Raw genomic sequence first — 20,374 nt, 5'->3', positions numbered from 1 at the left:
CCGCTGGGCCACCGCGAACGCCGAGTTCGCCGCCGGAACCCCGCAGTACACGGCGCTCTGCAGCAGCACCGCGCCGATCTCCTCGGGGGTCAGCCCGTTGCGTCGCGCCGCCCGCACGTGCATCGCCAGCTCGTCGTAGTGGCCGTGCGCGACCAGCGCCGTCATGGTGATCATGCTGCGCTCGCGCCGGGTCAGCGTCGGATCGGTCCAGATCTCGCCCCAGGCGTAGCGGGAGATGAAGTCCTGGAAGCGGGCCGTGAACGGGGTCTGCCGGGCCTGCGCCCGGTCCACGTGCGCGTCGCCGAGCACTTCCCGCCGCACCTCCATGCCCCGCCGGGGCGCACCGTCGAGGTGGGTGCGCAGCGCGGTCAGCACGGCCTCCGGGCATTGCGCGGGCGCCNNGGCCGGATCCTCGCGGCCGGCGATCAGCAGCGTGGGCGCGGCGATCTCCGTCAGCCGGCCGGTCAGGTCGAAGGCGGCCAGCGCGTCGCAACAGGCGGCGTACGCCTCCGGGTCGGCCTCCCGGTGGTCCCGGACCAGCCCCGGCACGGTGAAGTCGCCCGCGAACCACCGGGCGTTCGCACTCTCCACCAGCCAGCTCAGCCCCTCCCGCCGGACCCGCTCGGCCCGTTCCTGCCACGCCTTCTCGCCGTTGAAGTGGGCGGAGGAGCAGATCACGGCCAGGGACGCCACCCGCTCGGGGCGGTGCACGGCCAGATGCAGACCCACCGCGCCGCCCAGCGACACCCCTGCGTACGCGAACCGCTCGATACCGAGCGAGTCGGCGAGCGCCAGCACCAGGTCCGCGAGGTCGCCGACGGTGGCGCCCGGAGCGATGAGGTTCGCCGCCGAGCCGCCGTGCCCGGGCAGGTCCCAGCGGACCACCCGGTGCGAGATCGCCAGCTCCGGGGCGACCTTGTCCCACAGTGAGTACGACGTGCCGAGCGACGGCCCCAGCAGCAGCGGGGGAGCACTGGCGGGGCCTTCGGCAAGGTGGTGCAGAGTCAACGTCGCTCCAGGGCACGGTCGGTGAGGGCTCCGGCGGAGCCGGTGTAACGGGTGGGGTCGGTGAGCCGGTCCGGGTCGGTGTCCTTCGACTCCGGTTGTTCGGCGAGGAGTTCACCGAGGCTGCGGCCCTCGGCGTAGGAGCGTCGGGCGAGGTCGGTGAGCAGCTCCTTGGCGCGGGCGCGGCCGAGCAGCGGGGCCAGCTCGGCCGACAGCCGTTCGGAGACGATCAGCCCGTGGGTGAGGCCGAGGTGGGCGCGCATGGCCTCCGTGTTCACCCGCAGCCCCTCGGTCAGCTCCGCGGCGTCGCGGGCCGCGCCGCCGACCAGCCGCAGCAGGTCGCGCAGCGGCTCCCACTCGGCGTGCCAGGCGCCCGCCGGGCGCTCGTCCTCGGCCGCGAGCGAGCCGTACAGCGTGGCCGCGAGCTGCGGTGCGCGCCGGGCGGCGGCCGCGATCAGGGTCGAGCGCACCGGATTCGCCTTGTGCGGCATGGCCGAGGAGCCGCCGCCGCTGCCCTCCGCCAGCTCGGCGATCTCGGTACGGGAGAGCACGAGCACGTCCACCGCCGTCTTCCCGAGCGCCCCGGCCGTGAAGGCGAGGCACCCGGCGAGGTCGGCGACGGGGGTGCGCAGCGTGTGCCAGGGCAACAGAGGTGCGCGCAGGCCGAGTTCCCGGGCGTACGCGGCCGGCAGCGCGGTCGCGTCGTCGGCGCCGTACGCGGAGAAGGCCGCCAGCGTCCCCGCCGCACCGCCGAGTTGGGCGGGCAGCGAGTCCCGTACCCGCGCGACGCGCTCGCGGGCGTCCAGTACCAGTGACCGCCACCCGGCCGCCTTCAGGCCGAACGTCGTCGGTACGGCGTGCTGGGTCAGCGTCCGGCCGGGCATCACCGTGTCGCGGTGCTCTGCGGCCAGCCGGGCGAGCGCCGCCTCGGTGCGGTCCAGGTCGGCGAGGATCAGGTCCAGGGCGCGCACCGCCACCAGCATCGTCGCCGTGTCCATGATGTCCTGGCTGGTGGCGCCCCGGTGGACGTAGGGGCCGCACTCCTCGCCCACCGCCTTGGTGAGGTCCGCGACGAGGGGGATCACGGGGTTGCCGCCGGCGCGGGCGCGCTCGGCGAGCGCGCGGACGTCGAAGCGGGCCGGGTCGGCCGCCCGGGTCACCGCGGCCGCCGCCTGTGCCGGGGCCAGACCGAGTGCGGCCTGGGCCCGGGTGAGGGCGGCCTCGGCGTCGAGCAGTGCCCGCAGGAACGCGGCGTCGCTCGTCGCGGACGCGGCGGGGGAACCGGCCCAGCCGGGCCCGAGCAGACCGGCATCGGCCTCGGCGGATGGTGCGGGTGATGTCACCGGAACTCCAGGAAGACCGTCTCGCCTTCGCCCTGAAGGCGGATGTCGAAACGGTACGTCCCGTTCCCCTCGTCCCCGGCGATCAGCGTGCCGCGGCGCTCCGCGTCCAGCTGGGCGAGCAGCGGGTCGGAGGCCAGGGCCGCCTCGTCACCGGGCAGATAGATCCGGGTGAACAGGTGGACGAGGAGGCCGCGCGCGAACACGCAGACGCTGAGGTAGGGGGCGTTCTCCCCGCGCGCGCCGGGCCTCAGCGTCCGCGCGTACCAGTGGCCGTCGGCGTCGGTCTGGATCCGCCCGAAGCCGGTGAACTCCACGCCGTTGCGGCCGAGGAAGCCACCGGAGGCCGGGTCGCGCCGCATCGAGCCGTCGACGGCGGGCAGGTTGCCCTCCGGGTCCGGGCCCCAGACCTCGACCAGTGCGTCGGGCAGCGGCCGGCCCTCGCCGTCGCTCACGTAGCCGTGCACGGTGATCGTGTCCGGGTGTCCCAGTGGCGCGATCTCCTCGCCGCCGCGGAAGGGGAGGGCATAGCCGTAGAAGGGGCCCACCGTGTGCGACGGTGTGGGCAGCACGCCCTCGGGGCTGCTTGTGTCGATCTTCGTCATGGCAGGTCAGCGTCCTTCTTCGATCCAGGTGGCGGCGGGGCCGTCCAGCACGATGTCCCAGTGGTAGCCGAGCGAGAACTCCGGCACCGACAGACTGTGGTCGTAGGTGGCGACCAGCCGCTGCCGGGCGGCGTCGTCCGTCACGGACTGCAGGATCGGGTCGTACGGGAAGAGCGGGTCGTTCGGGAAGTACATCTGCGTCACGAGCCGCTGGGTGAAGGCCGAGCCGAAGACCGAGAAGTGGATGTGCGCCGGACGCCAGGCGTTGACGTGGTTGCGCCACGGGTACGGGCCCGGCTGGATGGTGGTGAACCGGTAGAAGCCGTCGCTGTCGGTCAGGGTGCGGCCGACGCCGGTGAAGTTGGGGTCGAGCGGGGCGTCGTGCTGCTCACGCTGGTGGGCGTAGCGGCCGGCGGAGTTGGCCTGCCAGATCTCGACCAGCTGGCTGCGCACCGGGCGCCCGTCGCGGTCCAGGAGCCGGCCGGAGACGGTGATCCGCTCGCCGATCGGCTCCCCGGTGTGCTGCCGGGTGAGGTCGTTGTCGATCCCGGTGATGTCGCGCTCGCCGAAGGCGGGCGAGGACAGCTCGACCAGCTCCGGGTCCTTGCTGGCGTCGATGGCGACCAGCGGCTGCTTGGGGTGGCGGAGCACGGAGGAGCGGTAGGGCGCGTAGTCGCGGCGCGGGTGGTGCTCGACGGGGGCGCCGTCGGCGACGCGCTTCTCGTACGCGGCGTGCTCGGCCGCGATCTCCTGGTCGATGTCGTGCTGCGTGAGAGTCATGGGGTTTCTCCGAACCCTTCCTTAGCGTTCGAGGACGAGGGCGAGGCCCTGGCCGACGCCGATGCACAGGGTGGCGACGCCGGTGCCGGAGCCGCGGCGGGCGAGCTGGTGGGCGACGGTCCCGGCCAGCCGGGCGCCGGAGGCGCCCAGGGGGTGGCCGAGGGCGATGGCACCGCCCTGGGGGTTGAGGATCGCCGGGTCGAACTCGGGCCACCCGGCGACGCAGCCGAGGACCTGGGCGGCGAAGGCCTCGTTGAGCTCCAGCACGGACAGGTCGGCGAAGCCCTTGCCCGCCCTGGCCAGCGCGCGGTTGACGGCCTCGACCGGAGCGAGACCGAAGTAGTGCGGGTCGATCGCGGACACCCCGGTCGCGCGGACGCGGGCGAGGGGTTCGCGGCCGGTGGCCTTCAGGCCCTCCTCGTCGGTGAGGAGAAGGGCGGCGGCACCGTCGTTGAGCGGGGACGCGTTGCCCGCGGTGACCGTGCCCTTCTCCGTGCGGAAGGACGGCTTGAGCTTCGCCATCGCCGCCAGGGAGGCGTCCGGGCGTACGCACTCGTCGGCGGCGAAGGCGACCGGGTCGCCCTTGCGCTGCGGCACGGACACGGGGGCGAGTTCCGCCTCGAACAGGCCGTCGGCCTGGGCGCGGGCGGCCTTGTGGTGGGAGGCGAGGGCGAACTCGTCCTGCTGCTCGCGGCTGATCTTGTGCTTGTCGGCGATCAGTTCCGCGGACTCGCCGAGCGGGACGGTCCACTGCGGGTCCATCCTCGGGTTGACCATGCGCCAGCCCAGGGTGGTGGAGTACAGCTCGGTGTGGGCGGCGGGGAAGGGCCGGTCGGACTTGGGCAGGACGTAGGGGGCGCGGGTCATCGACTCCACACCGCCGGCGAGCGCGACCCGGGCGTCGCCCAGCGCGATGGCGCGCGCGGCCTGGATGACGGCCTCCAGGCCGGAGGCGCACAGCCGGTTCACGGTCACGCCGGGCACGGAGGTGGGCAGGCCGGCCAGGAGCGCCGCCATGCGGGCGACGTTGCGGTTCTCCTCGCCGGCGCCGTTGGCGTTGCCGAAGTAGACGTCCTCGATGCGTGCCGGGTCCAGGGCGGGGGTGCGGGCGAGGAGTTCGCGGATGGCGTGGGCGGCCAGGTCGTCGGGCCGGACGGAGGCGAGGCCGCCGTTGTAACGCCCGATCGGCGTACGTACGGCGTCGACGATGTACACGTCCCTCATGACGGGATCTCCTCGGGGTCTACAGGGATGCGCACCTTCGCGTCGGTCTTGGCGATGATGTCCTCGGCCGTGACGCCGGGTGCGGTCTCGATCAGCACCAGGCCCTGTTCGGTGACGTCGAGGACGGCGAGGTCGGTGATGATCCGGTTGACGCAGGCCTTGCCGGTGAGCGGCAGGGCGCACTCCTGGAGGATCTTGGGGCTGCCGTCCTTGGCGGTGTGGGTCATGACGGCGATGACGGTGCGGGCGCCGTGGACGAGGTCCATCGCCCCGCCGATCCCGGTGATCATCTTCCCGGGGATGGCCCAGTTGGCCAGGTCGCCGTGCTCGGAGACCTGCATGGCGCCGAGCACGGCGACGTCGATGTGGCCGCCGCGGATCATGCTGAAGGACAGTGCGGAGTCGAAGAAGGAGGCGCCGGGCAGGACGGTGACGGTCTCCTTGCCGGCGTTGATCAGGTCGGGGTCGACCTGGTCGTCGGTGGGGTAGGGGCCGGTGCCCAGGATGCCGTTCTCCGACTCCAGGATCACCTCCACCCCCGCCGGGAGGTGGTTGGGGATCAGGGTGGGCAGGCCGATGCCGAGGTTGACGTACTGGCCGTCCTTGAGTTCGCGTGCGGCCCGGGCGGCCATCTCCTCGCGTGTCCAGGGCATCAGTTGCTCACCGTCCGCTTCTCGATCTTCTTGTCGGCCGCCTGCTCGGGCGTCAGCGCGATCACCCGCTGGACGAAGATGCCCGGCAGGTGCACGGCGTCCGGGTCGATGGTGCCGGGCTCGACGAGTTCCTCCACCTCGGCGATGGCCACCTTGCCCGCCATGGCCGCCAGGGGGTTGAAGTTGCGGGAGGACTTGTTGAACACCAGGTTCCCGTGCCGGTCGCCCCTGGCCGCCCGGACGAGGGCGTAGTCGGTGCGGATCGCGCGCTCCAGGACGTACTCGACACCGTCGAACTCCCGTACCTCCTTGGGTGGTGAGGCCAGCGCGATGCCGCCGGTGCCGTCGTAGCGCCAGGGCAGGCCGCCGTCGGCGACCTGGGTGCCCACGCCGGCGGGGGTGTAGAAGGCGGGGATGCCGGCGCCGCCGGCCCGCAGCCGCTCGGCCAGCGTGCCCTGCGGGATCATCTCCACCTCCAGCTCACCGGCCAGGTACTGGCGGGCGAACTCCTTGTTCGCGCCGATGTAGGAGCCGGTCACCCGGGCGATCCGTCCGGCGGCCAGCAGCACCGCCAGGCCGGACTCCATGGCGCCGCAGTTGTTGGAGACGACCGACAGCCCGGATGTGCCCCGCTCGTACAGTGCCTGGATCAGCACGTTCGGTACGCCGCTGAGCCCGAAACCGCCCACCGCCAGCGACGCGCCGTCCGGCACGTCGGCCACCGCCTCCACAGCCGTGGCGACCACCTTGTCCATCGAAGCAAGCCTCATCTCTACCGAGGGTCCCAGCACCAGATAGTCAGGGCACTGATTATTTCCGCGAGGTTTCACTCACGCTGCCACCGGAGGGCTGAGCAGTCAAGACCTGCCAAAAATGGCCTGTGTCTCTCCTGGTCCCGCCCGGACGTGCGGTGAGTATCCGCTGTATCGTTCAGTGCACCTACGAATTGCAGCGTCGCAGCGACCGACCCACGCGAGGAGCGCACATGGCCGCCGTGGACCTCACGACCCACCCCGGGCACCTGGCCCGGCGGCTTCAGCAGGCCCACTACCTGCTGTGGAACACGATGGTCTCCGAGGAGATCACCTCACCGCAGTTCGCGGTCCTGAACACGCTCGTCGCCGAGCCGGGGCTCGACCAGCGCACGGTGGGGGAGCGGGTGGGCCTCGACCGGTCGACCATCGCCGAGGTCATCAGCAGGCTCGGCCGCCGGGGACTGCTCGACAAGGTCCGAGACCCCCAGGACGGCCGCCGCTTCCTGCTGCGGCTGACCGAGGAGGGCGAGCGGACCCACCGCAAGCTCACCGTCCGCACGGCCAGGATGAACCAGGTCTTCCTCGGCCCGCTCACCGCCGAGGAGCAGAGCCAGTTCTTCGACCTCATCCGGCGGGTCGCGGACGCTGCCGAGGGCCTGCGCAACCCGGGGGAACCCACGGCCGTACGGTCCTGACCCCGTCACCCGGCCGTCCTCTGGACCGGCCCCGGCCGTGCTCGGGACCCGCCCCGGCGGTTCGCCGGTTTCGCCCCGGGTACCCGGGCCTGCGCAAAGGCGACGGAGCGCGACGGAAGGGGCGCGACACATGAAGGCAGTGACCTGGCAGGGCAAGCGCGACGTCCGGGTCGAGGACGTTCCCGATCCCAAGATCCAGGAGCCGACGGACGCCGTCATCCGTATCACCTCGACCGGCCTGTGCGGCTCCGACCTGCACCTGTACGAGGTGCTCACCCCGTTCATGACGCCGGGCGACATCCTCGGCCACGAGCCGATGGGCATCGTCGAGGAGGTGGGCCCCGAGGTTCCGAACCTGAATCCCGGTGACCGGGTGGTCGTGCCGTTCCAGATCTCGTGCGGCCGCTGCTTCATGTGCTCCGCCGGCCTGCAGACGCAGTGCGAGACCACCCAGGTCACCAGCGAGGGCATGGGCGCCGCGCTCTTCGGCTACACCCGCCTGTACGGCGCCGTACCGGGCGCCCAGGCCGAGTACCTGCGCGTCCCGCAGGCGCACTACGGCCCGATCAAGGTTCCCCAGGGGCCGGCCGACGACCGCTTCGTCTACCTCTCCGACGTACTGCCCACCGCCTGGCAGGCGGTCGCCTACGCCGATGTGCCCAGGGGCGGCACTCTCGCCGTGCTGGGCCTCGGGCCGATCGGCGAGATGGCCTGCCGGATCGCCAAGGCGCGCGGCGCCGAGCGGGTGTTCGGCGTGGACCTGGTCCCGGAGCGGCTGGCCCGGGCGCGCCGGCGCGGGGTGGAGACGTACGACCTGCGCGGCTTCGACCACGAGAAGGAACTCGTCGCCGCGATCCACGACGAGACCGGCGGCCGCGGCCCGGACGCCGTGATCGACGCGGTCGGCACCGAGGCGCACGGCAGCCATGTCGCCCGACTCGTCCAGCAGACGGCCGCGGCGATGCCGCGCGCCCTGAGCGGCCCGCTCGCGGAACGCTTCAGCGTCGACCGCATGGCCGCGCTCTACACCGCCATCGACCTGGTGCGCCGCGGCGGCACCATCTCTCTCTCCGGTGTCTACGGCGGCTCGGCGGACCCGATGCCGATGCTCACCCTCTTCGACAAGCAGCTCCAGATCCGGATGGGCCAGGCCAACGTCCGCCACTGGACCGACGAGATCCTGCCCTACCTCACGGACGACGACCCGCTCGGCGTCGACGAGTTCGCCACGCACCGGCTGCCGCTCGCGGACGCGCCGCACGCGTACGAGATGTTCCAGCGCAAGCAGGAAGGCGCGATCAAGGTCCTGATGACGCCCTGACCCGGGCCGTGGGGGTGGCGGTGCGTGGGCCTCCTGGCCGCTCAGCGGGGCCGGGACCCGAGGATCTCCGTCAGGTCGTAGCGGACTGGCTCCTCCAGCTGGGCGTAGGTGCAGCTCTCCGGGGTGCGGTCCGGGCGCCAGCGGCGAAAGCGCGCCGTGTGCCGGAACCGCGCCCCGTTCTCCATGTGGTCGTACGCCACCTCCGCCACCCGCTCCGGCCTGAGCGGCACCCAGGACAGGTCCTTCTTGCCCGACCAGCGGCTCGGCGCGCCCGGCAGCCGGGCCGACTCGTGGGCCGCCTCGTCCGACCAGGCGGCCCACGGGTGCCCGGCCACGTCGTCCATCCGCAGCGGCGCCAGCTCCTCGATCAGCTCGGCACGGCGCTTCATCGGGAACGCGGCCGACACGCCGACGTGCTGGAGCGCGCCCCGGTCGTCGTACAGGCCGAGGAGCAGCGATCCGACGACGGGACCGCTCTTGTGGTGCCGGTAACCGGCGACCACGACGTCCGCCGTGCGCTCGTGCTTGACCTTGAACATGGCCCGCTCGTCCTGGAGGTAGCGCAGCCCGGGCGGTTTGGCGATCACGCCGTCCAGACCCGCCCCCTCGTACTGCTCGAACCACTGCCGCGCCACCTCCACGTCGGTCGTCGCCGGCGCCACGTGCACCGGCGCCGTGGCCTCGGCCAGCGCCCTGACCAGCAGTGCCCGCCGGTCGGACAGCGGCACGTCCAGCAGCGACTCGTCGTCCAGCGCGAGCAGGTCGAACGCCACGAACGACGAGGGGGTCCGCTCCGCCAGCGTGCGCACCCGCGAGTCGGCCGGGTGGATCCGCTCGGTCAGCGCGTCGAAGTCCAGGTGCCCCTCCCGGGCGATCACGATCTCCCCGTCCAGCACGCAGCGCTCGGGCACGCGCTCCTTCAGGGCGTCGACCAGCTCGGGGAAGTACCTGGTCAACGGCTTGCCGGTGCGGCTGCCCAGCTCGACCTCGTCCCCGTCGCGGAACACGATCGCCCGGAACCCGTCCCACTTCGCCTCGTACTGCATGCCTGCGGGGATCTTCGCCACCGACTTGGCGAGCATCGGCTTCACGGGAGGCATCACGGGCAGATCCATGCTGCGATTGTGCGCGATCGCGATCGCGTCCGCCCGGTGTGCGAGGTGCGCGGGGTACGCCTACCGTGGCTCGCATGGGCGATGCGGTGGAACTGGACGTGGCCGGCCGGACGGTACGGCTGTCCAGCCCGGACAAGATCTTCTTCCCGGAGCGCGGATACACCAAGCTCGACGTCGCCCGCTACTACCAGGCGGTCGCCCCCGGCATCCTGCGCGCCCTGCGCAACCGCCCCACCACCCTGGAGCGCTACCCCGACGGCATCACCGGCGAGTGGTTCTTCCAGAAGCGGGCGCCCAAGGGCATGCCCGACTGGATCCCGACCGCCCACATCACCTTCCCCAGCGGCCGCAGCGCCGACGAGATGTGCCCCACCGAGGAGGCCGCCGTGGTGTGGGCGGCCCAGTACGGCACGCTCACCTTCCACCCCTGGCCGGTGCGGCGCGGCGACGTCGACCACCCCGACGAACTGCGCATCGACCTCGACCCGCAGCCGGGCACCGACTACGAGGACGCCGTCCGCGCCGCCCACGAACTGCGCGGCGTGCTGGAGGAGTTCGGCGCTCTGCGGGGCTGGCCGAAGACCTCCGGCGGGCGCGGCCTGCACGTCTTCGTGCCCATCGAACCCCGCTGGACCTTCACCCAGGTACGGCGGGCCGCCATCGCCCTGGGCCGGGAGATGGAGCGCCGGATGCCGGAGCAGGTGACGATCAAGTGGTGGAAGGAGGAACGCGGGGCGCGCATCTTCGTGGACTACAACCAGACCGCCCGCGACCGCACCATCGCCTCCGCCTACTCCGTACGCCCCCGCCCGCACGCTCCGGTCTCGGCCCCCCTGCGCTGGGAGGAGGTGGGCGTCGCCCGCCCCCAGGACTTCGACATCGCGACCATGCCCGCGCGGTACGCCGACGTGGGCGACGTGCACGCCGACATGGACGAACACGCCTTCTCCCTGGAGGCGCTGCTGGAGCTGGCCGCGCAGGACGAACGCGACCACGGTCTCGGCGACCTGCCCTATCCGCCCGAGTACCCGAAGATGCCGGGCGAGCCCAAGCGGGTGCAGCCGAGCCGGGCCCGGCGCGCGGCCTCGGCACGGTCCGAGCCGTCGTCGTCCCCGCCTGAGTCGTCGTCCTCGCCCGGGTCGGAGCCGTCCTAGGAGCCTCGGTCAGGCCTGCCGGCGGCGGCCGGATGCGTGGAGAGCGCTCTCAGGGCCGGCGCGGGCGCGGGCTATCCTGATCCGCAGCCGCCGGTGAGGAGCCCCCGAAGTGACCGAGACAGCGTCGCGTCCCACGTTGGAGGCCGTGGCCGCGCGGGCCGGTGTCTCGCGGGCCACTGTCTCTCGGGTGGTGAACGGTGCGGAGGGTGTCAGGGAGCCCCTCGCCGAGCGGGTCCGGCGGGCCGTGGAGGAACTGGGGTACGTGCCCAACCAGGCGGCCCGCTCCCTGGTGACCAGGCGGCACGACGCCGTCGCCGTCGTCATCGCCGAGCCGGAGACCCGTGTCTTCGCCGACCCCTTCTTCGCCCTCCAGCTGCGCGGGATCAGCAAGGAGCTGACGGCCCACGACTCCCAGCTCGTGCTGCTGCTGACCGAAGGGCGCGACGACCACGCCCGGGTCGGCCGCTACCTCGCGGGCGGCCATGTCGACGGCGCGCTCGTCTTCTCCCTCCACCTCGACGACCCGCTGCCCGGTCTGATCCAGCGCGCCGGAGTGCCGACCGTGTTCGGCGGGCGGCCCGGCTGGAACGGGAGCGCGGGGGACGTGCTGTACGTCGACAGCGACAACCGGGGCGGCGCCCGGCAGGCGGTACGGCACCTCGTCGGGCTCGGCCGGACCCGGATCGGGCACATCTCCGGCGCCCTCGACCAGACCTCGGCGGCGGACCGGCTCGACGGCTACCGTGACGTCATGGCGGGCGCGAACCCCCGGCTGATCGTGGAGAGCGACTTCACGCCGGCCGGCGGCGAGCACGGCATGCGGGAACTCCTCGACCGCTGCCCCGACCTCGACGCCGTGTTCGCGGCCAACGACCTGGCGGCCTCCGGTGCCCTGCGGGTGCTCCGCGAGCGCGGGTTGCGGGTGCCGGAGGACGTCGCGGTGGTCGGTTTCGACGACATGCTGCCGGTCGCCGAGCAGACCGAGCCACCGCTCACGACCGTCCGTCAGGACATAGAGGAGATGGGACGGCTGATGGCCCGTCTCCTGCTGCGCGGCCTCGACCGGCCGGACACCGACGAGGACGCGGAAGCCGCGCCGAACAGCGTCGTCCTGCCGACGACCCTGATACGGCGGGCTTCCGCGTAGACCGGCCGGGCCAGGCCCCGGTCCCTCACGCCTGCTGCGGCGGGGCGCTCTTGATGACGGCGAAGCGGGCGCCGTAGGGGTCGGCGAGGCGGGCGACGCGGCCGACGCCCGGGATGTCGGTGGCGGCCTGGAGGACCGTGCCGCCCAGCTCGCCGGCCCTGGTCACCGTGGCGTCCGCGTCCTCGACCTCGAAGTACGGCAGCCAGTGCGGGCCGGCCTTCGCCTCGGTGGGGTCGTCGGCGAGCGGGACCATGCCGCCGAACATGGCGTCCTCGCCGCCCTCGGCGGGGTTGACGCACGTGTACGTGCCGCCGGGGAAGGGGACACCCGAGGTCTCCAGCCCCAGCACCCGGTTGTAGAACGCGGCGGCGGCCGCGATGTCCGCTGTGTACAGCTCGACCCAGCACAGCGAACCCGGGCCGCCGGCCAGATCCACGCCCTTCATCCGCTCCGGCTGCCAGAGACCGAACGGCACGCCCGCCTGGTCGGCCAGGACCGCCATGTGGCCCTGGCCCATCACGTCCATGGGGCGCACCAGCACCCTGCCGTGCGCCTGTTCGGCCGCCTTCGCGGTCGCCTCCGCGTCGGGGCTCTGGAAGTACACGGTCCAGGCGGGCGGACCCTGCTCGGCCGTGGTCTGCATGCCGCCGGCCACGGTCCGGCCGTCCACCTGGAAGAAGCCGTAGCCACCGGCCTCGGGCCCCGCCGACTGGAACTGCCAGCCGAAGAGCCCGCCGTAGAAGGAGCGGGCGCCGTCGATGTCGGGAGTGCCGACGTCGATCCAGTTCGGAGCGCCGTTGACGAAACGGGTGGTGAGCATCGCTGCCCTCCTTCGAAGGGGCCCGTTGTCTGCTCTGCCGAGTCTGGCACCGCCCACTGACAATCGCGGCATCGGCACGTCCTCGGGCGCGCCGCCGTGCGCCGACGCGGTCGCGGCGCCATCATCGAGGCCGTCGAAGATCCCGCGGCGCCCTCGGCGGGGCGCCGTGGACGAGACGTTGATCCCGTGTTGATCGAACGTTTTTCGCCGTTCGGCACGATCTCGCTCATGCACATCGAGACCCTCACTCCGGCCGACCCCGCCTGGCAGGCCCAGGCCCTGTGCGCGCAGACCGGGGCCGACTTCTTCTTTCCCGAGCCGGGCAGCTCCGTGCGCGAGGCCAAGCGCATCTGCGGCATGTGCGAGATGCGCCCGGCCTGCCTCGAGTACGCGCTCGCGAACGACGAACGCTTCGGCGTCTGGGGCGGACTGTCCGAAAAGGAACGGCTGAGCCTGCGGCGGGCGACGCGCTAGACCAGCCGCCGGCACCGTTCCCCGCGGTGGTCGCTCAGGCGCCTGCGCGTGCCGCCATCCGCGCCTTGCGGGCCGCCAGCCTCTCGTCGAACTTGGCCGCCTCCGCGTCGAGACCGCCCATGAACAGGCCCAGTTCCTCCTGTGCCTGCCGGCCCTCGGGACCGAGACCGTCGATCTCCATGATCTTCAAGAAGCGCAGCACCGGCTGGAGCACGTCGTCGTGGTGGATGCGCAGGTTGTAGACCTCGCCGATGGCCATCTGGGCCGCCGCCCGTTCGAACCCGGGGATGCCGTGGCCCGGCATACGGAAGTCGACCACCACGTCCCGCACCGCCTGCATGGTCGGGTCGGGGGCGATCTCGAAGGCCGCCTTGAGCAGGTTGCGGTAGAAGACCATGTGCAGGTTCTCGTCGGTGGCGATGCGCGCCAGCATGCGGTCGCAGACCGGATCGCCGGACTGGTGGCCGGTGTTGCGGTGCGAGATGCGGGTGGCGAGCTCCTGGAAGGCGACGTAGGCGACCGAGTGCAGCATCGAGTGCCGGTTGTCGGACTCGAAGCCCTCGCTCATGTGGGCCATGCGGAACTGCTCCAGCTTGTCCGGGTCGACCGCGCGCGAGGCGAGCAGGTAGTCGCGCATCACGATGCCGTGCCGACCCTCCTCGGCCGTCCAGCGGTGCACCCAGGTGCCCCAGGCGCCGTCACGCCCGAACAGGGTGGCGATCTCGTGGTGGTAGCTGGGGAGGTTGTCCTCGGTCAGCAGGTTGACGACGAGGGCGATCCGGCCGATCTCCGTGACCTTGGACTGCTCCTTGTCCCAGGCCTCGCCGTCCTCGAACAGCCCGGGGAAGTTGCGGGCGTCGCTCCACGGCACGTACTCGTGCGGCATCCAGTCCTTGGCGACCTTAAGATGCCGGTCGAGCTCCTTCTCGACCACTTCCTCCAGTGCGTACAGCAGCCGGGTGTCGGTCCAGGCGGACATGCTGCCGAGGTGCGGGGAAGTGATCGTCACGGAAACTCCTGGGGGACGCGCGAGCCGGTGGAATCCGGCGGGAACAACGGGCGGGACAGGACGAGCAGGGGACAGGACGAGCAGGCGTGAGGAACCGGCGAGCGGTGCCGGTTCCATGAACCTACGGGATCGTAGGCTACGAACCCGTAGGTTACGAAGCCGTAGGTTAAGGCCGTTGTAAAGAACCGCTGATCAGGCCACCCTGCCAGGCGAGTTGGCGCAGCAGGCGACTGCCCCGGGACCCGCAGGTCCCGGAGCAGAGCGCGGCATCGGCTCACCCGGTCAGGCGTACAACTCCCGCAGCCGCACCGAGAGGCATGTCACACAGCCCTCCAGCTTCTCGAACTCGCTGATGTCCACCACGACCGGCTCGAAACCGAGGTCGCTCAGCAGTTCGGCCGTCTTCGGCGCGCTCGCCGCCATCAGCAGCCGGCCGCCGCCGAGCAGCACCACATGGCCGCCGGACTCCTCCGGCACCGGCAGGAAGCACGGGTACAGCGACGGCGTGTCCACCTTGGGGATGTGGCCGACGACCGTGCCGTCCGGCAGCGCCGTCACCGCCGACTTCAGGTGCAGCACCTTGCTCACGGGTACGGCCACCACCCGGGCGCCCAGCGGCTCGAACACGGCCCGCAGCTGCTGCACCCCGGCCGCGTTGGTGCGCCCGCCACGGCCGACATAGATCGTGTCGCCGACCTTCAGCACGTCGCCGCCGTCCAGAGTGCCCGGCTCCCAGACCCAGTTGACCGAACAGCCCAGTCGCGCCACGGCCTCCTCGACCCCGGCCGTCTCCGCACGCCGTGACTCGGCGCCGGGCCGGGCGATCAGGGCGACGTTGCGGTACACCACGACGGTGTCCTCGACGAACACCGCGTCGGGGCAGTCGTCGGCCGGTTCGACCTCGGTGGTCTCCCAGCCGTTGGCCCGCAGTGCCTCGACGTACGCCTCCCACTGCCGCACCGCGAGCTCCACATCGACCGTCTCCCGCTCGATGTGCGTCACCAGCCCTTCGGCGAGGCGCGGGCCGGGGCGGCGGACGAGGGCCTTCAGGCTGGGCACGAGGGTCTCCGTATCGAGCGGGGTGGTTCCGGCGTGGTGGTGCCGGTGCCCGGTGGCGCGAGGCGCGGCAGGGCACCGACTGGCCATCATGCGTCACCGGGCCGCACGGACTGAACCCTCGTTGCCGGGCCGTGGCCCTCCTGAGATGCGCTCTCGAGATGCGCCGGCGAGGTGCGCACTCCCGCTCCCACGGCTACGCGGGATCCCCGACGGCCTCCCGACCGGTCTCCTTGAGTTCTCCCTCCTCCAGCAGCAGCCAGCGCGTGATGCCGACCGACTCCAGGAACGGCAGGTCGTGGCTGGCCACGATCAGCGCGCCCTCGTAGGACTCCAGGGCGGTGGTCAGCTGGCGCACGCTCGCCATGTCGAGGTTGTTCGTCGGCTCGTCGAGCATGAGCAGCTGCGGCGCGGGCTCGGCCAGCATCAGCGCGGCGAGCGCGGCCCGGAAGCGTTCACCGCCGGACAGCGTCGCCGCCTTCTGATCGGCCCGGGCGCCGCGGAACAGGAAGCGGGCGAGGCGAGCCCGGATCCGGTTGTTGGTGGCGTCCGGCGCGAACCGGGCCACGTTCTCCGCGACGCTCAGTTCGCCGTCGAGGACGTCCAGGCGCTGCGGCAGGAACCGCATCGGGACGTGCGTCGCCACCGTGCCCGACACCGGCGGCAGTTCACCGGCGATCGTGCGCAGCAGGGTGGTCTTGCCCGCGCCGTTGCGCCCGATCAGCGCGATGCGCTCCGGGCCGCGCAGGTCGAGACCGCCGTCCACACGCGCGCCGTACGCCAACCCCAGGTCCTGGAGGGTGAGAACGGTACGGCCGGGCGGCACGGCCGTGTACGGCAGATCGACGCGGATCTCGTCGTCGTCCCGCACCGCCTCCACCGCCTCGTCGAGCCGTTCCCGGGCCTCGGCGAGCCGCTCCTCGTGCATGATGCGGTGCTTGCCCGCGGACTCCTGAGCCGCGCGCCTGCGGGCGCCCATGACGATCTTCGGCTCGCGTTTGCTGTCCCACATCTTCTGGCCGTACCGCTTGCGGCGGGCCAGTTTGACCTGGGCGTCGGCCAGTTCGCGCTTCTGCTTGCGCAGGTCGGCCTCGGCGACCCGCACCATCCGCTCGGCGGCCTCCTGCTCGACGGCCAAGGCCTCCTCGTACGCCGAGAAGTTGCCGCCGAACCAGGTGACCTCACCGGCGCGCAGATCGGCGATCTGGTCCACCAGCTCCAGCAGTTCGCGGTCGTGGCTGACCACGACCATCACGCCGGGCCAGGCGGCGACGGCCGCGTACAGCCGCCGTCGCGCGTACAGGTCGAGGTTGTTGGTCGGCTCGTCCAACAGCAGGACGTCGGGGCGGCGCAGCAGCAGCGCGGCCAGCCGCAGCAGCACCGACTCGCCCCCCGACACCTCGCCGATGGTGCGGTCCAGGTCGATGTGGCCGAGCCCGAGCTCGCCGAGCGTGACCAGGGCGCGCTCTTCGACGTCCCAGTCGTCGCCGACCGTCTCGAAGTGCTCCTGGGCCACGTCGCCCGCCTCGATGGCGTGCAGCGCGGCCCGCTGCGCGGCGATGCCGAGCGCCTCGTCGACCCGGAGCGCGGTGTCGAGCGCGACGTTCTGCGGGAGGCAGCCGACCTCGCCGGTGACCCGCACGGTGCCGTCGGACGGCGTGAGTTCACCCGCGATGAGCTTCAACAAGGTCGATTTGCCGGACCCGTTGACACCGACGAGCCCGGTCCGGCCGGGGCCGAACGCGATGTCGAGGCCGCTGAAGACGCTGGTGCCGTCCGGCCAGGCGAAGGACAGGGAGGTGCAGGTGATGGATGTGGACATGGGCGCCTCGCGGTTGCAGGGTGCGGTCTGGGGGCAAACGCGTGTCGAGACACCGCGAGGCGAGGATCACCGTGTAGGAGGGGGCCCTACGGGGCATGAGAAAAACCCTGGGCCGGACTTCCCGGAGGACGGCTCGGACGCCGAGGTCGCACGCGACGCACACACCTGCTCGGTGTGACGCGGTGTCTCAGGACCTCAGACGAGCAACGTCCTTCTCCAATCGACGGCAACAGGACCGCTGTACAACGTACGAGGGGCTGGGGCGGCTGTCAACGCATTTCGGGGGCGGGCCCGCCCCACCCGCGTGAAGGGGGCATGCCCCATGTCGGACGGACCACTCCCGGCGTCGGCCCGGCTGTCGCTACCGGCCCGGCTCCACCTGCTGGCCTGGGACACCACGCGGCTGCGGCTCACCGGCGCCGCCCTCCTGCCCCACCTGGTCCGGGCCGGCGCCCTCACCGAGCTGGCCCAGCGCGGGCTCCTTGTCGACGACGAGGGCATCGCCACCCCCGTCGATCCGGACTCCCGCACCGGGGACGCGGTGCTCGACGGTCTCCTCGACCTCGTACGGGAGTCCCGGCCCCGCCGCTGGAGGTCATGGGTGGCGCCGTGGGCCCGGTCCACCCTCGTCGCCGTCCGGGAGCAGCTGACCGCGGACGGATATCTGCGCGCCGAGAAGCGGCGGTTCCTCGGGATACTCCCGCCGGCGGACCACGTACTGGACCGTGTCGCCGCCGCTAACGCGCTGCGCGAGGAGGCGCGGCAGGTGCTGGACGGGCCGGTGCCGGCGGCGGAGGTCTCCGAGCGGGAGGCGGCCGTCGTCGTCCTCGCGGCCGCCGCCGGGTTGCGCACCCTCGTGCCCGGCGGGCTCCGCGGACACCACGGGCGGCGCATCGAAGAGCTGACCGAGCGCGGCGCGGCGGACTTCCCCGCCCTGCGCGAGGTCGTCCAGGAACTCCGCAAGGCGGTGAACGACGCGGCGCCGGACGCCTCCGCCCCGGCGGCCGGCTGAGGCGCCGGCGCGATCCGTCGCGCCCCGCCGGCCTCGTCGTCCCGCGTTGACGTCGGGTTTCTGCCAGCCCGGCCGGCCCGCCGGCTGGTTGGCTACCGCCCATGACGCATCACAGCAGCCTCCGCGACCGCGCCCTCGCCTTCCACGCCCTGCATGTACCGGGGCGACCGCTCGTGCTGCCGAACGCCTGGGACGCCGTGAGCGCCCGTCTGGTCGAGTCGGCCGGGGCCGCCGCCGTGGCGACCACCAGCGCCGGGCTCGCCTGGGCCCTCGGGGTCGCGGACGGAGACCGCCTGGACAGGGACGGCGCGCTCGCCGCCCTCGCGCGGATCACGGCAGTCGTCGAGGCGCCGGTCAGCGCCGACATCGAGAGCGGCTACGCCGAGGACGCCGCAGGGGTCGCCGACACCGTGCGCGCGGTCCTCGCGGCCGGCGCGGTCGGGATCAACATCGAGGACGCGCTTCACGGCAAGGGCACGGCGGCGCTGCGGTCCGTCGCCCAGCAGGCCGAGAGGATCGCCGCCGCCCGCGAGGCCGCCGAGACCGCCGGGGTGCCGCTCTTCGTCAACGCCCGTGTCGACACGCTGCTGCGCGGCGCCGGAGACATGGACGCCACACTGGAGCGCGCCGCCGCCTTCCGGGCCGCGGGAGCCGACGGGATCTTCGTGCCCGGGGCCGTCGACCCGGGCACCGTGAAGGTGCTCGCCGACGGCGTCGACGGGCCGCTCAACGTCATGGTCGGTCCGGGAGCGCCGACGGTCGCCGAACTGGCCGCACTCGGCGTCGCGCGGGTGAGTGCGGGGTCGGGCCTCGCCCAGGCCGCGCACGCCGTGGTCCGCCTCGCCGCGCGGGAGCTGCTGGACGCGGGGACCTACGGGTCACTTGCGGACGGGCTCGACTACGGCGAGCTCGACGCGCTGCTGCGGTCGAGCCGCCGGCAGGCGGTCCGTCAGTAGGCGTCCCGCATCAACTCCGCGAGGTCGTGGTCCAGATCGAGCTGGAGATGCTCCAGACCGACCGCCACCAGCTCGCTCGTGGCCTGGAGGAACCGCCGTATCTCGGCGCTGTGCACATGCACGACGGCGGTGCCCTCCGGGGCGTGGAACTCCAGGACGGTCCGGCCGTAGCCGTACGGCCGCACGCGTACGTCGCCGTGCCCCTCGGGCTCGTGCAGGCCGGCCGTGAGCAGATCGCGCGCGAAGGTCCAGCAGACCTCCACGCCTTCGAGGGTGGCCGGGGCCGGGAAGGTCATGCGGACGGCGAACGGGTCGCGGCGGTCGTAGTGCAGAGTGGCGGCAACGCTGTGCATCCGCGGCGCGGCGGCGACCAGGCGCGCCTCGACGGTCTGCTCGATGACGGTGGACAACGCCTTGCTCCCTTGTGACGTATGGCGATCACGCGTATGACGATCACGTGCGACGGCTGGACGGACGTCCGCGCGGACGAGGCCGGTCACTGGAAGAGACGACGGAACCAGCCAATCCGTGCACACGAAGAGCGAGTGACCTCTGTCACCGCGTTCATTCACAGAAGTGACCCGCGATCGGTACCCGGCGGGCGGCCGGTGCGGCTCTTCCGCCGTACCCCGAGCGGCAGTTGGGGCCACACGGCCGTCTGGACGGCGGCGGGGGAGTGGACTAGCTTCGCCCGCCATGAGGCGCTTGGGAACGACGCGACGGACGAGACCGACGAGACGAACCGGCACTGTGCCGGCCGTGGCCGTGGCTGTGGGAGGGGCCGTGCTGGCCGCGCTGGCGGCCGTCCCCGCGCAGGCGCACGGCCAGAAGGAGGCGGGCGCGCCGCAGGGCCGGGACCACCGTCCGCCGAACTGGGGGCTCAAGGAGACCGGCACGCCCGACGTCCGCTTCCGCGGCCTGTCGGCCGTCAGCCGGAACACCGCCTGGGTGGCCGGAAGCGGCGGCACCGTGCTGCGGACCACCGACGGCGGGAGGAACTGGCGGAACGTCTCGCCGCCCGGCGCGGCGGACCTGGAGTTCCGGGACGTCGAGGCGTTCGACGCACGCCGGGCCGTCGTGCTGGCCATCGGCGAGGGCGAAGCCTCCCGCGTCTACCGCACCGACGACGGCGGAGCGACCTGGACGGAGTCCTTCCGCAACACCGACGCGCACGCCTTCTACGACTGCCTCGCCTTCTTCGACCACCGGCACGGCCTGGCCATGAGCGACCCGGTGAACGGCAGGTTCCGCATCCTGTCGACCAGTGACGGCGGGCGCTCCTGGAAGGTGCTGCCGGAACAGGGCATGCCCCGGGCGCAGGACGGCGAGGCCGGGTTCGCCGCGAGCGGCCAGTGCCTGGTCACCGCCGGGCCGCGGGACGTGTGGCTGGCCACCGGGGGCGGCGCACACGCGCGCGTGCTGCACTCCGCG

The 20,374-nt window shown here is 72.6% G+C and carries 21 protein-coding genes; 8 read left to right on the top strand and 13 right to left on the bottom strand.

Annotated elements, in window-relative coordinates; translation table 11 throughout:
• From pcaC to BZY54_RS40125, 7 genes are all read right to left on the bottom strand, one after another.
• A partial coding sequence (gene pcaC, locus BZY54_RS40155) for a 4-carboxymuconolactone decarboxylase (RefSeq protein ID WP_086730292.1) occupies positions 1-1,008 on the bottom strand: 1,008 nt, incomplete at its 3' end.
• Positions 1,005-2,348, bottom strand: a complete 1,344-nt coding sequence (pcaB, locus tag BZY54_RS40150; protein WP_086730290.1) for a 3-carboxy-cis,cis-muconate cycloisomerase — start codon at positions 2,346-2,348, stop codon at positions 1,005-1,007. The genes pcaB and pcaC, both read right to left, overlap by 4 nt.
• Positions 2,345-2,950: a protocatechuate 3,4-dioxygenase subunit alpha gene (gene pcaG / locus BZY54_RS40145; RefSeq protein WP_086730289.1), complete on the bottom strand. Its 606-nt coding sequence runs from the start codon at positions 2,948-2,950 to the stop codon at positions 2,345-2,347. Before pcaG ends, pcaB begins: the two co-directional genes overlap by 4 nt.
• 6 nt (positions 2,951-2,956) lie before the next feature.
• Complete coding sequence (pcaH, locus tag BZY54_RS40140) at positions 2,957-3,730, bottom strand: protocatechuate 3,4-dioxygenase subunit beta (RefSeq protein WP_086730288.1); 774 nt, start codon at positions 3,728-3,730, stop codon at positions 2,957-2,959.
• Between the two features lie 21 nt (positions 3,731-3,751).
• On the bottom strand, positions 3,752-4,954 hold the full coding sequence (locus BZY54_RS40135; RefSeq protein WP_086730286.1) for a thiolase family protein: 1,203 nt from the start codon (positions 4,952-4,954) through the stop codon (positions 3,752-3,754).
• Complete coding sequence (locus BZY54_RS40130) at positions 4,951-5,607, bottom strand: CoA transferase subunit B (RefSeq protein ID WP_086730285.1); 657 nt, start codon at positions 5,605-5,607, stop codon at positions 4,951-4,953. The genes BZY54_RS40135 and BZY54_RS40130 overlap by 4 nt, the downstream gene beginning before the upstream one ends.
• On the bottom strand, positions 5,607-6,362 hold the full coding sequence (locus BZY54_RS40125) for a CoA transferase subunit A (RefSeq protein WP_086730284.1): 756 nt from the start codon (positions 6,360-6,362) through the stop codon (positions 5,607-5,609). Before BZY54_RS40125 ends, BZY54_RS40130 begins: the two co-directional genes overlap by 1 nt.
• Before the next feature lie 230 nt (positions 6,363-6,592).
• Between BZY54_RS40125 and BZY54_RS40120 the strand changes: the two genes are divergently transcribed.
• Positions 6,593-7,057: a MarR family winged helix-turn-helix transcriptional regulator gene (locus BZY54_RS40120; RefSeq protein WP_086730283.1), complete on the top strand. Its 465-nt coding sequence runs from the start codon at positions 6,593-6,595 to the stop codon at positions 7,055-7,057.
• A 130-nt stretch (positions 7,058-7,187) separates the two neighbouring features.
• Positions 7,188-8,378, top strand: a complete 1,191-nt coding sequence (locus tag BZY54_RS40115; RefSeq protein ID WP_086730281.1) for a zinc-dependent alcohol dehydrogenase — start codon at positions 7,188-7,190, stop codon at positions 8,376-8,378.
• A 41-nt stretch (positions 8,379-8,419) separates the two neighbouring features.
• Here BZY54_RS40115 and BZY54_RS40110 read toward each other — a convergent pair whose 3' ends face one another.
• Positions 8,420-9,493, bottom strand: coding sequence for an ATP-dependent DNA ligase (locus BZY54_RS40110; protein ID WP_086730280.1), 1,074 nt, complete (start codon positions 9,491-9,493; stop codon positions 8,420-8,422).
• 74 nt (positions 9,494-9,567) lie between these two features.
• On the opposite strand from BZY54_RS40110, the gene ligD reads away from it, so the two are divergent.
• Together ligD and BZY54_RS40100 are read left to right on the top strand one after the other, a co-directional pair.
• Positions 9,568-10,647 carry a non-homologous end-joining DNA ligase gene (ligD, locus tag BZY54_RS40105; protein WP_086730279.1) on the top strand — a complete coding sequence of 360 codons (1,080 nt, stop codon included), beginning with the start codon at positions 9,568-9,570 and terminating at the stop codon, positions 10,645-10,647.
• A gap of 109 nt (positions 10,648-10,756) precedes the next feature.
• Positions 10,757-11,794, top strand: coding sequence for a LacI family DNA-binding transcriptional regulator (locus BZY54_RS40100; protein ID WP_086730278.1), 1,038 nt, complete (start codon positions 10,757-10,759; stop codon positions 11,792-11,794).
• 25 nt (positions 11,795-11,819) lie between these two features.
• On the opposite strand, the gene BZY54_RS40095 is transcribed toward BZY54_RS40100, so the two are convergent.
• Positions 11,820-12,614, bottom strand: a complete 795-nt coding sequence (locus tag BZY54_RS40095; protein ID WP_086730276.1) for a VOC family protein — start codon at positions 12,612-12,614, stop codon at positions 11,820-11,822.
• A gap of 228 nt (positions 12,615-12,842) precedes the next feature.
• Here BZY54_RS40095 and BZY54_RS40090 point away from each other — a divergent pair, with 228 nt between their 5' ends.
• Positions 12,843-13,088 (top strand): WhiB family transcriptional regulator, encoded by a 246-nt coding sequence (locus BZY54_RS40090; RefSeq protein ID WP_086730293.1) that lies wholly within the window; start codon positions 12,843-12,845, stop codon positions 13,086-13,088.
• A 34-nt stretch (positions 13,089-13,122) separates the two neighbouring features.
• Here the strand turns inward: BZY54_RS40090 and BZY54_RS40085 are convergent, their stop codons facing one another.
• The 3 genes from BZY54_RS40085 to BZY54_RS40075 form a co-directional block, all read right to left on the bottom strand.
• Entirely contained in the window at positions 13,123-14,097 is a 975-nt protein-coding gene (locus BZY54_RS40085) for an acyl-ACP desaturase (RefSeq protein ID WP_086730274.1), read from the bottom strand.
• Positions 14,098-14,379: 282 nt separating this feature from the next.
• A complete protein-coding gene (gene ddaH, locus BZY54_RS40080; protein WP_086730273.1) occupies positions 14,380-15,156 on the bottom strand; it encodes a dimethylargininase in 777 nt (258 codons plus the stop codon).
• Positions 15,157-15,349: 193 nt separating this feature from the next.
• Positions 15,350-16,975: an ABC-F family ATP-binding cassette domain-containing protein gene (locus BZY54_RS40075; protein ID WP_086730272.1), complete on the bottom strand. Its 1,626-nt coding sequence runs from the start codon at positions 16,973-16,975 to the stop codon at positions 15,350-15,352.
• Positions 16,976-17,297: 322 nt separating this feature from the next.
• On the opposite strand from BZY54_RS40075, the gene BZY54_RS40070 reads away from it, so the two are divergent.
• On the top strand, positions 17,298-17,987 hold the full coding sequence (locus BZY54_RS40070; protein WP_086730271.1) for a GOLPH3/VPS74 family protein: 690 nt from the start codon (positions 17,298-17,300) through the stop codon (positions 17,985-17,987).
• Positions 17,988-18,088: 101 nt separating this feature from the next.
• Positions 18,089-18,943: an isocitrate lyase/PEP mutase family protein gene (locus BZY54_RS40065; protein ID WP_086730270.1), complete on the top strand. Its 855-nt coding sequence runs from the start codon at positions 18,089-18,091 to the stop codon at positions 18,941-18,943.
• Here BZY54_RS40065 and ssgD read toward each other — a convergent pair.
• A complete protein-coding gene (ssgD, locus tag BZY54_RS40060) occupies positions 18,937-19,353 on the bottom strand; it encodes a spore wall synthesis regulator SsgD (RefSeq protein ID WP_086730269.1) in 417 nt (138 codons plus the stop codon). The genes BZY54_RS40065 and ssgD overlap by 7 nt on opposite strands.
• A 286-nt stretch (positions 19,354-19,639) precedes the next feature.
• On the opposite strand from ssgD, the gene BZY54_RS40055 reads away from it, so the two are divergent.
• The coding region (locus tag BZY54_RS40055; RefSeq protein ID WP_425276361.1) for a WD40/YVTN/BNR-like repeat-containing protein at positions 19,640-20,374 on the top strand (735 nt) is incomplete at its 3' end.

The sequence above is a fragment of the Streptomyces carpinensis genome (assembly GCF_002154505.1).
GTDB lineage: Bacteria > Actinomycetota > Actinomycetes > Streptomycetales > Streptomycetaceae > Streptomyces > Streptomyces carpinensis.
This window is presented reverse-complemented; position numbering and strand designations above follow the sequence as displayed.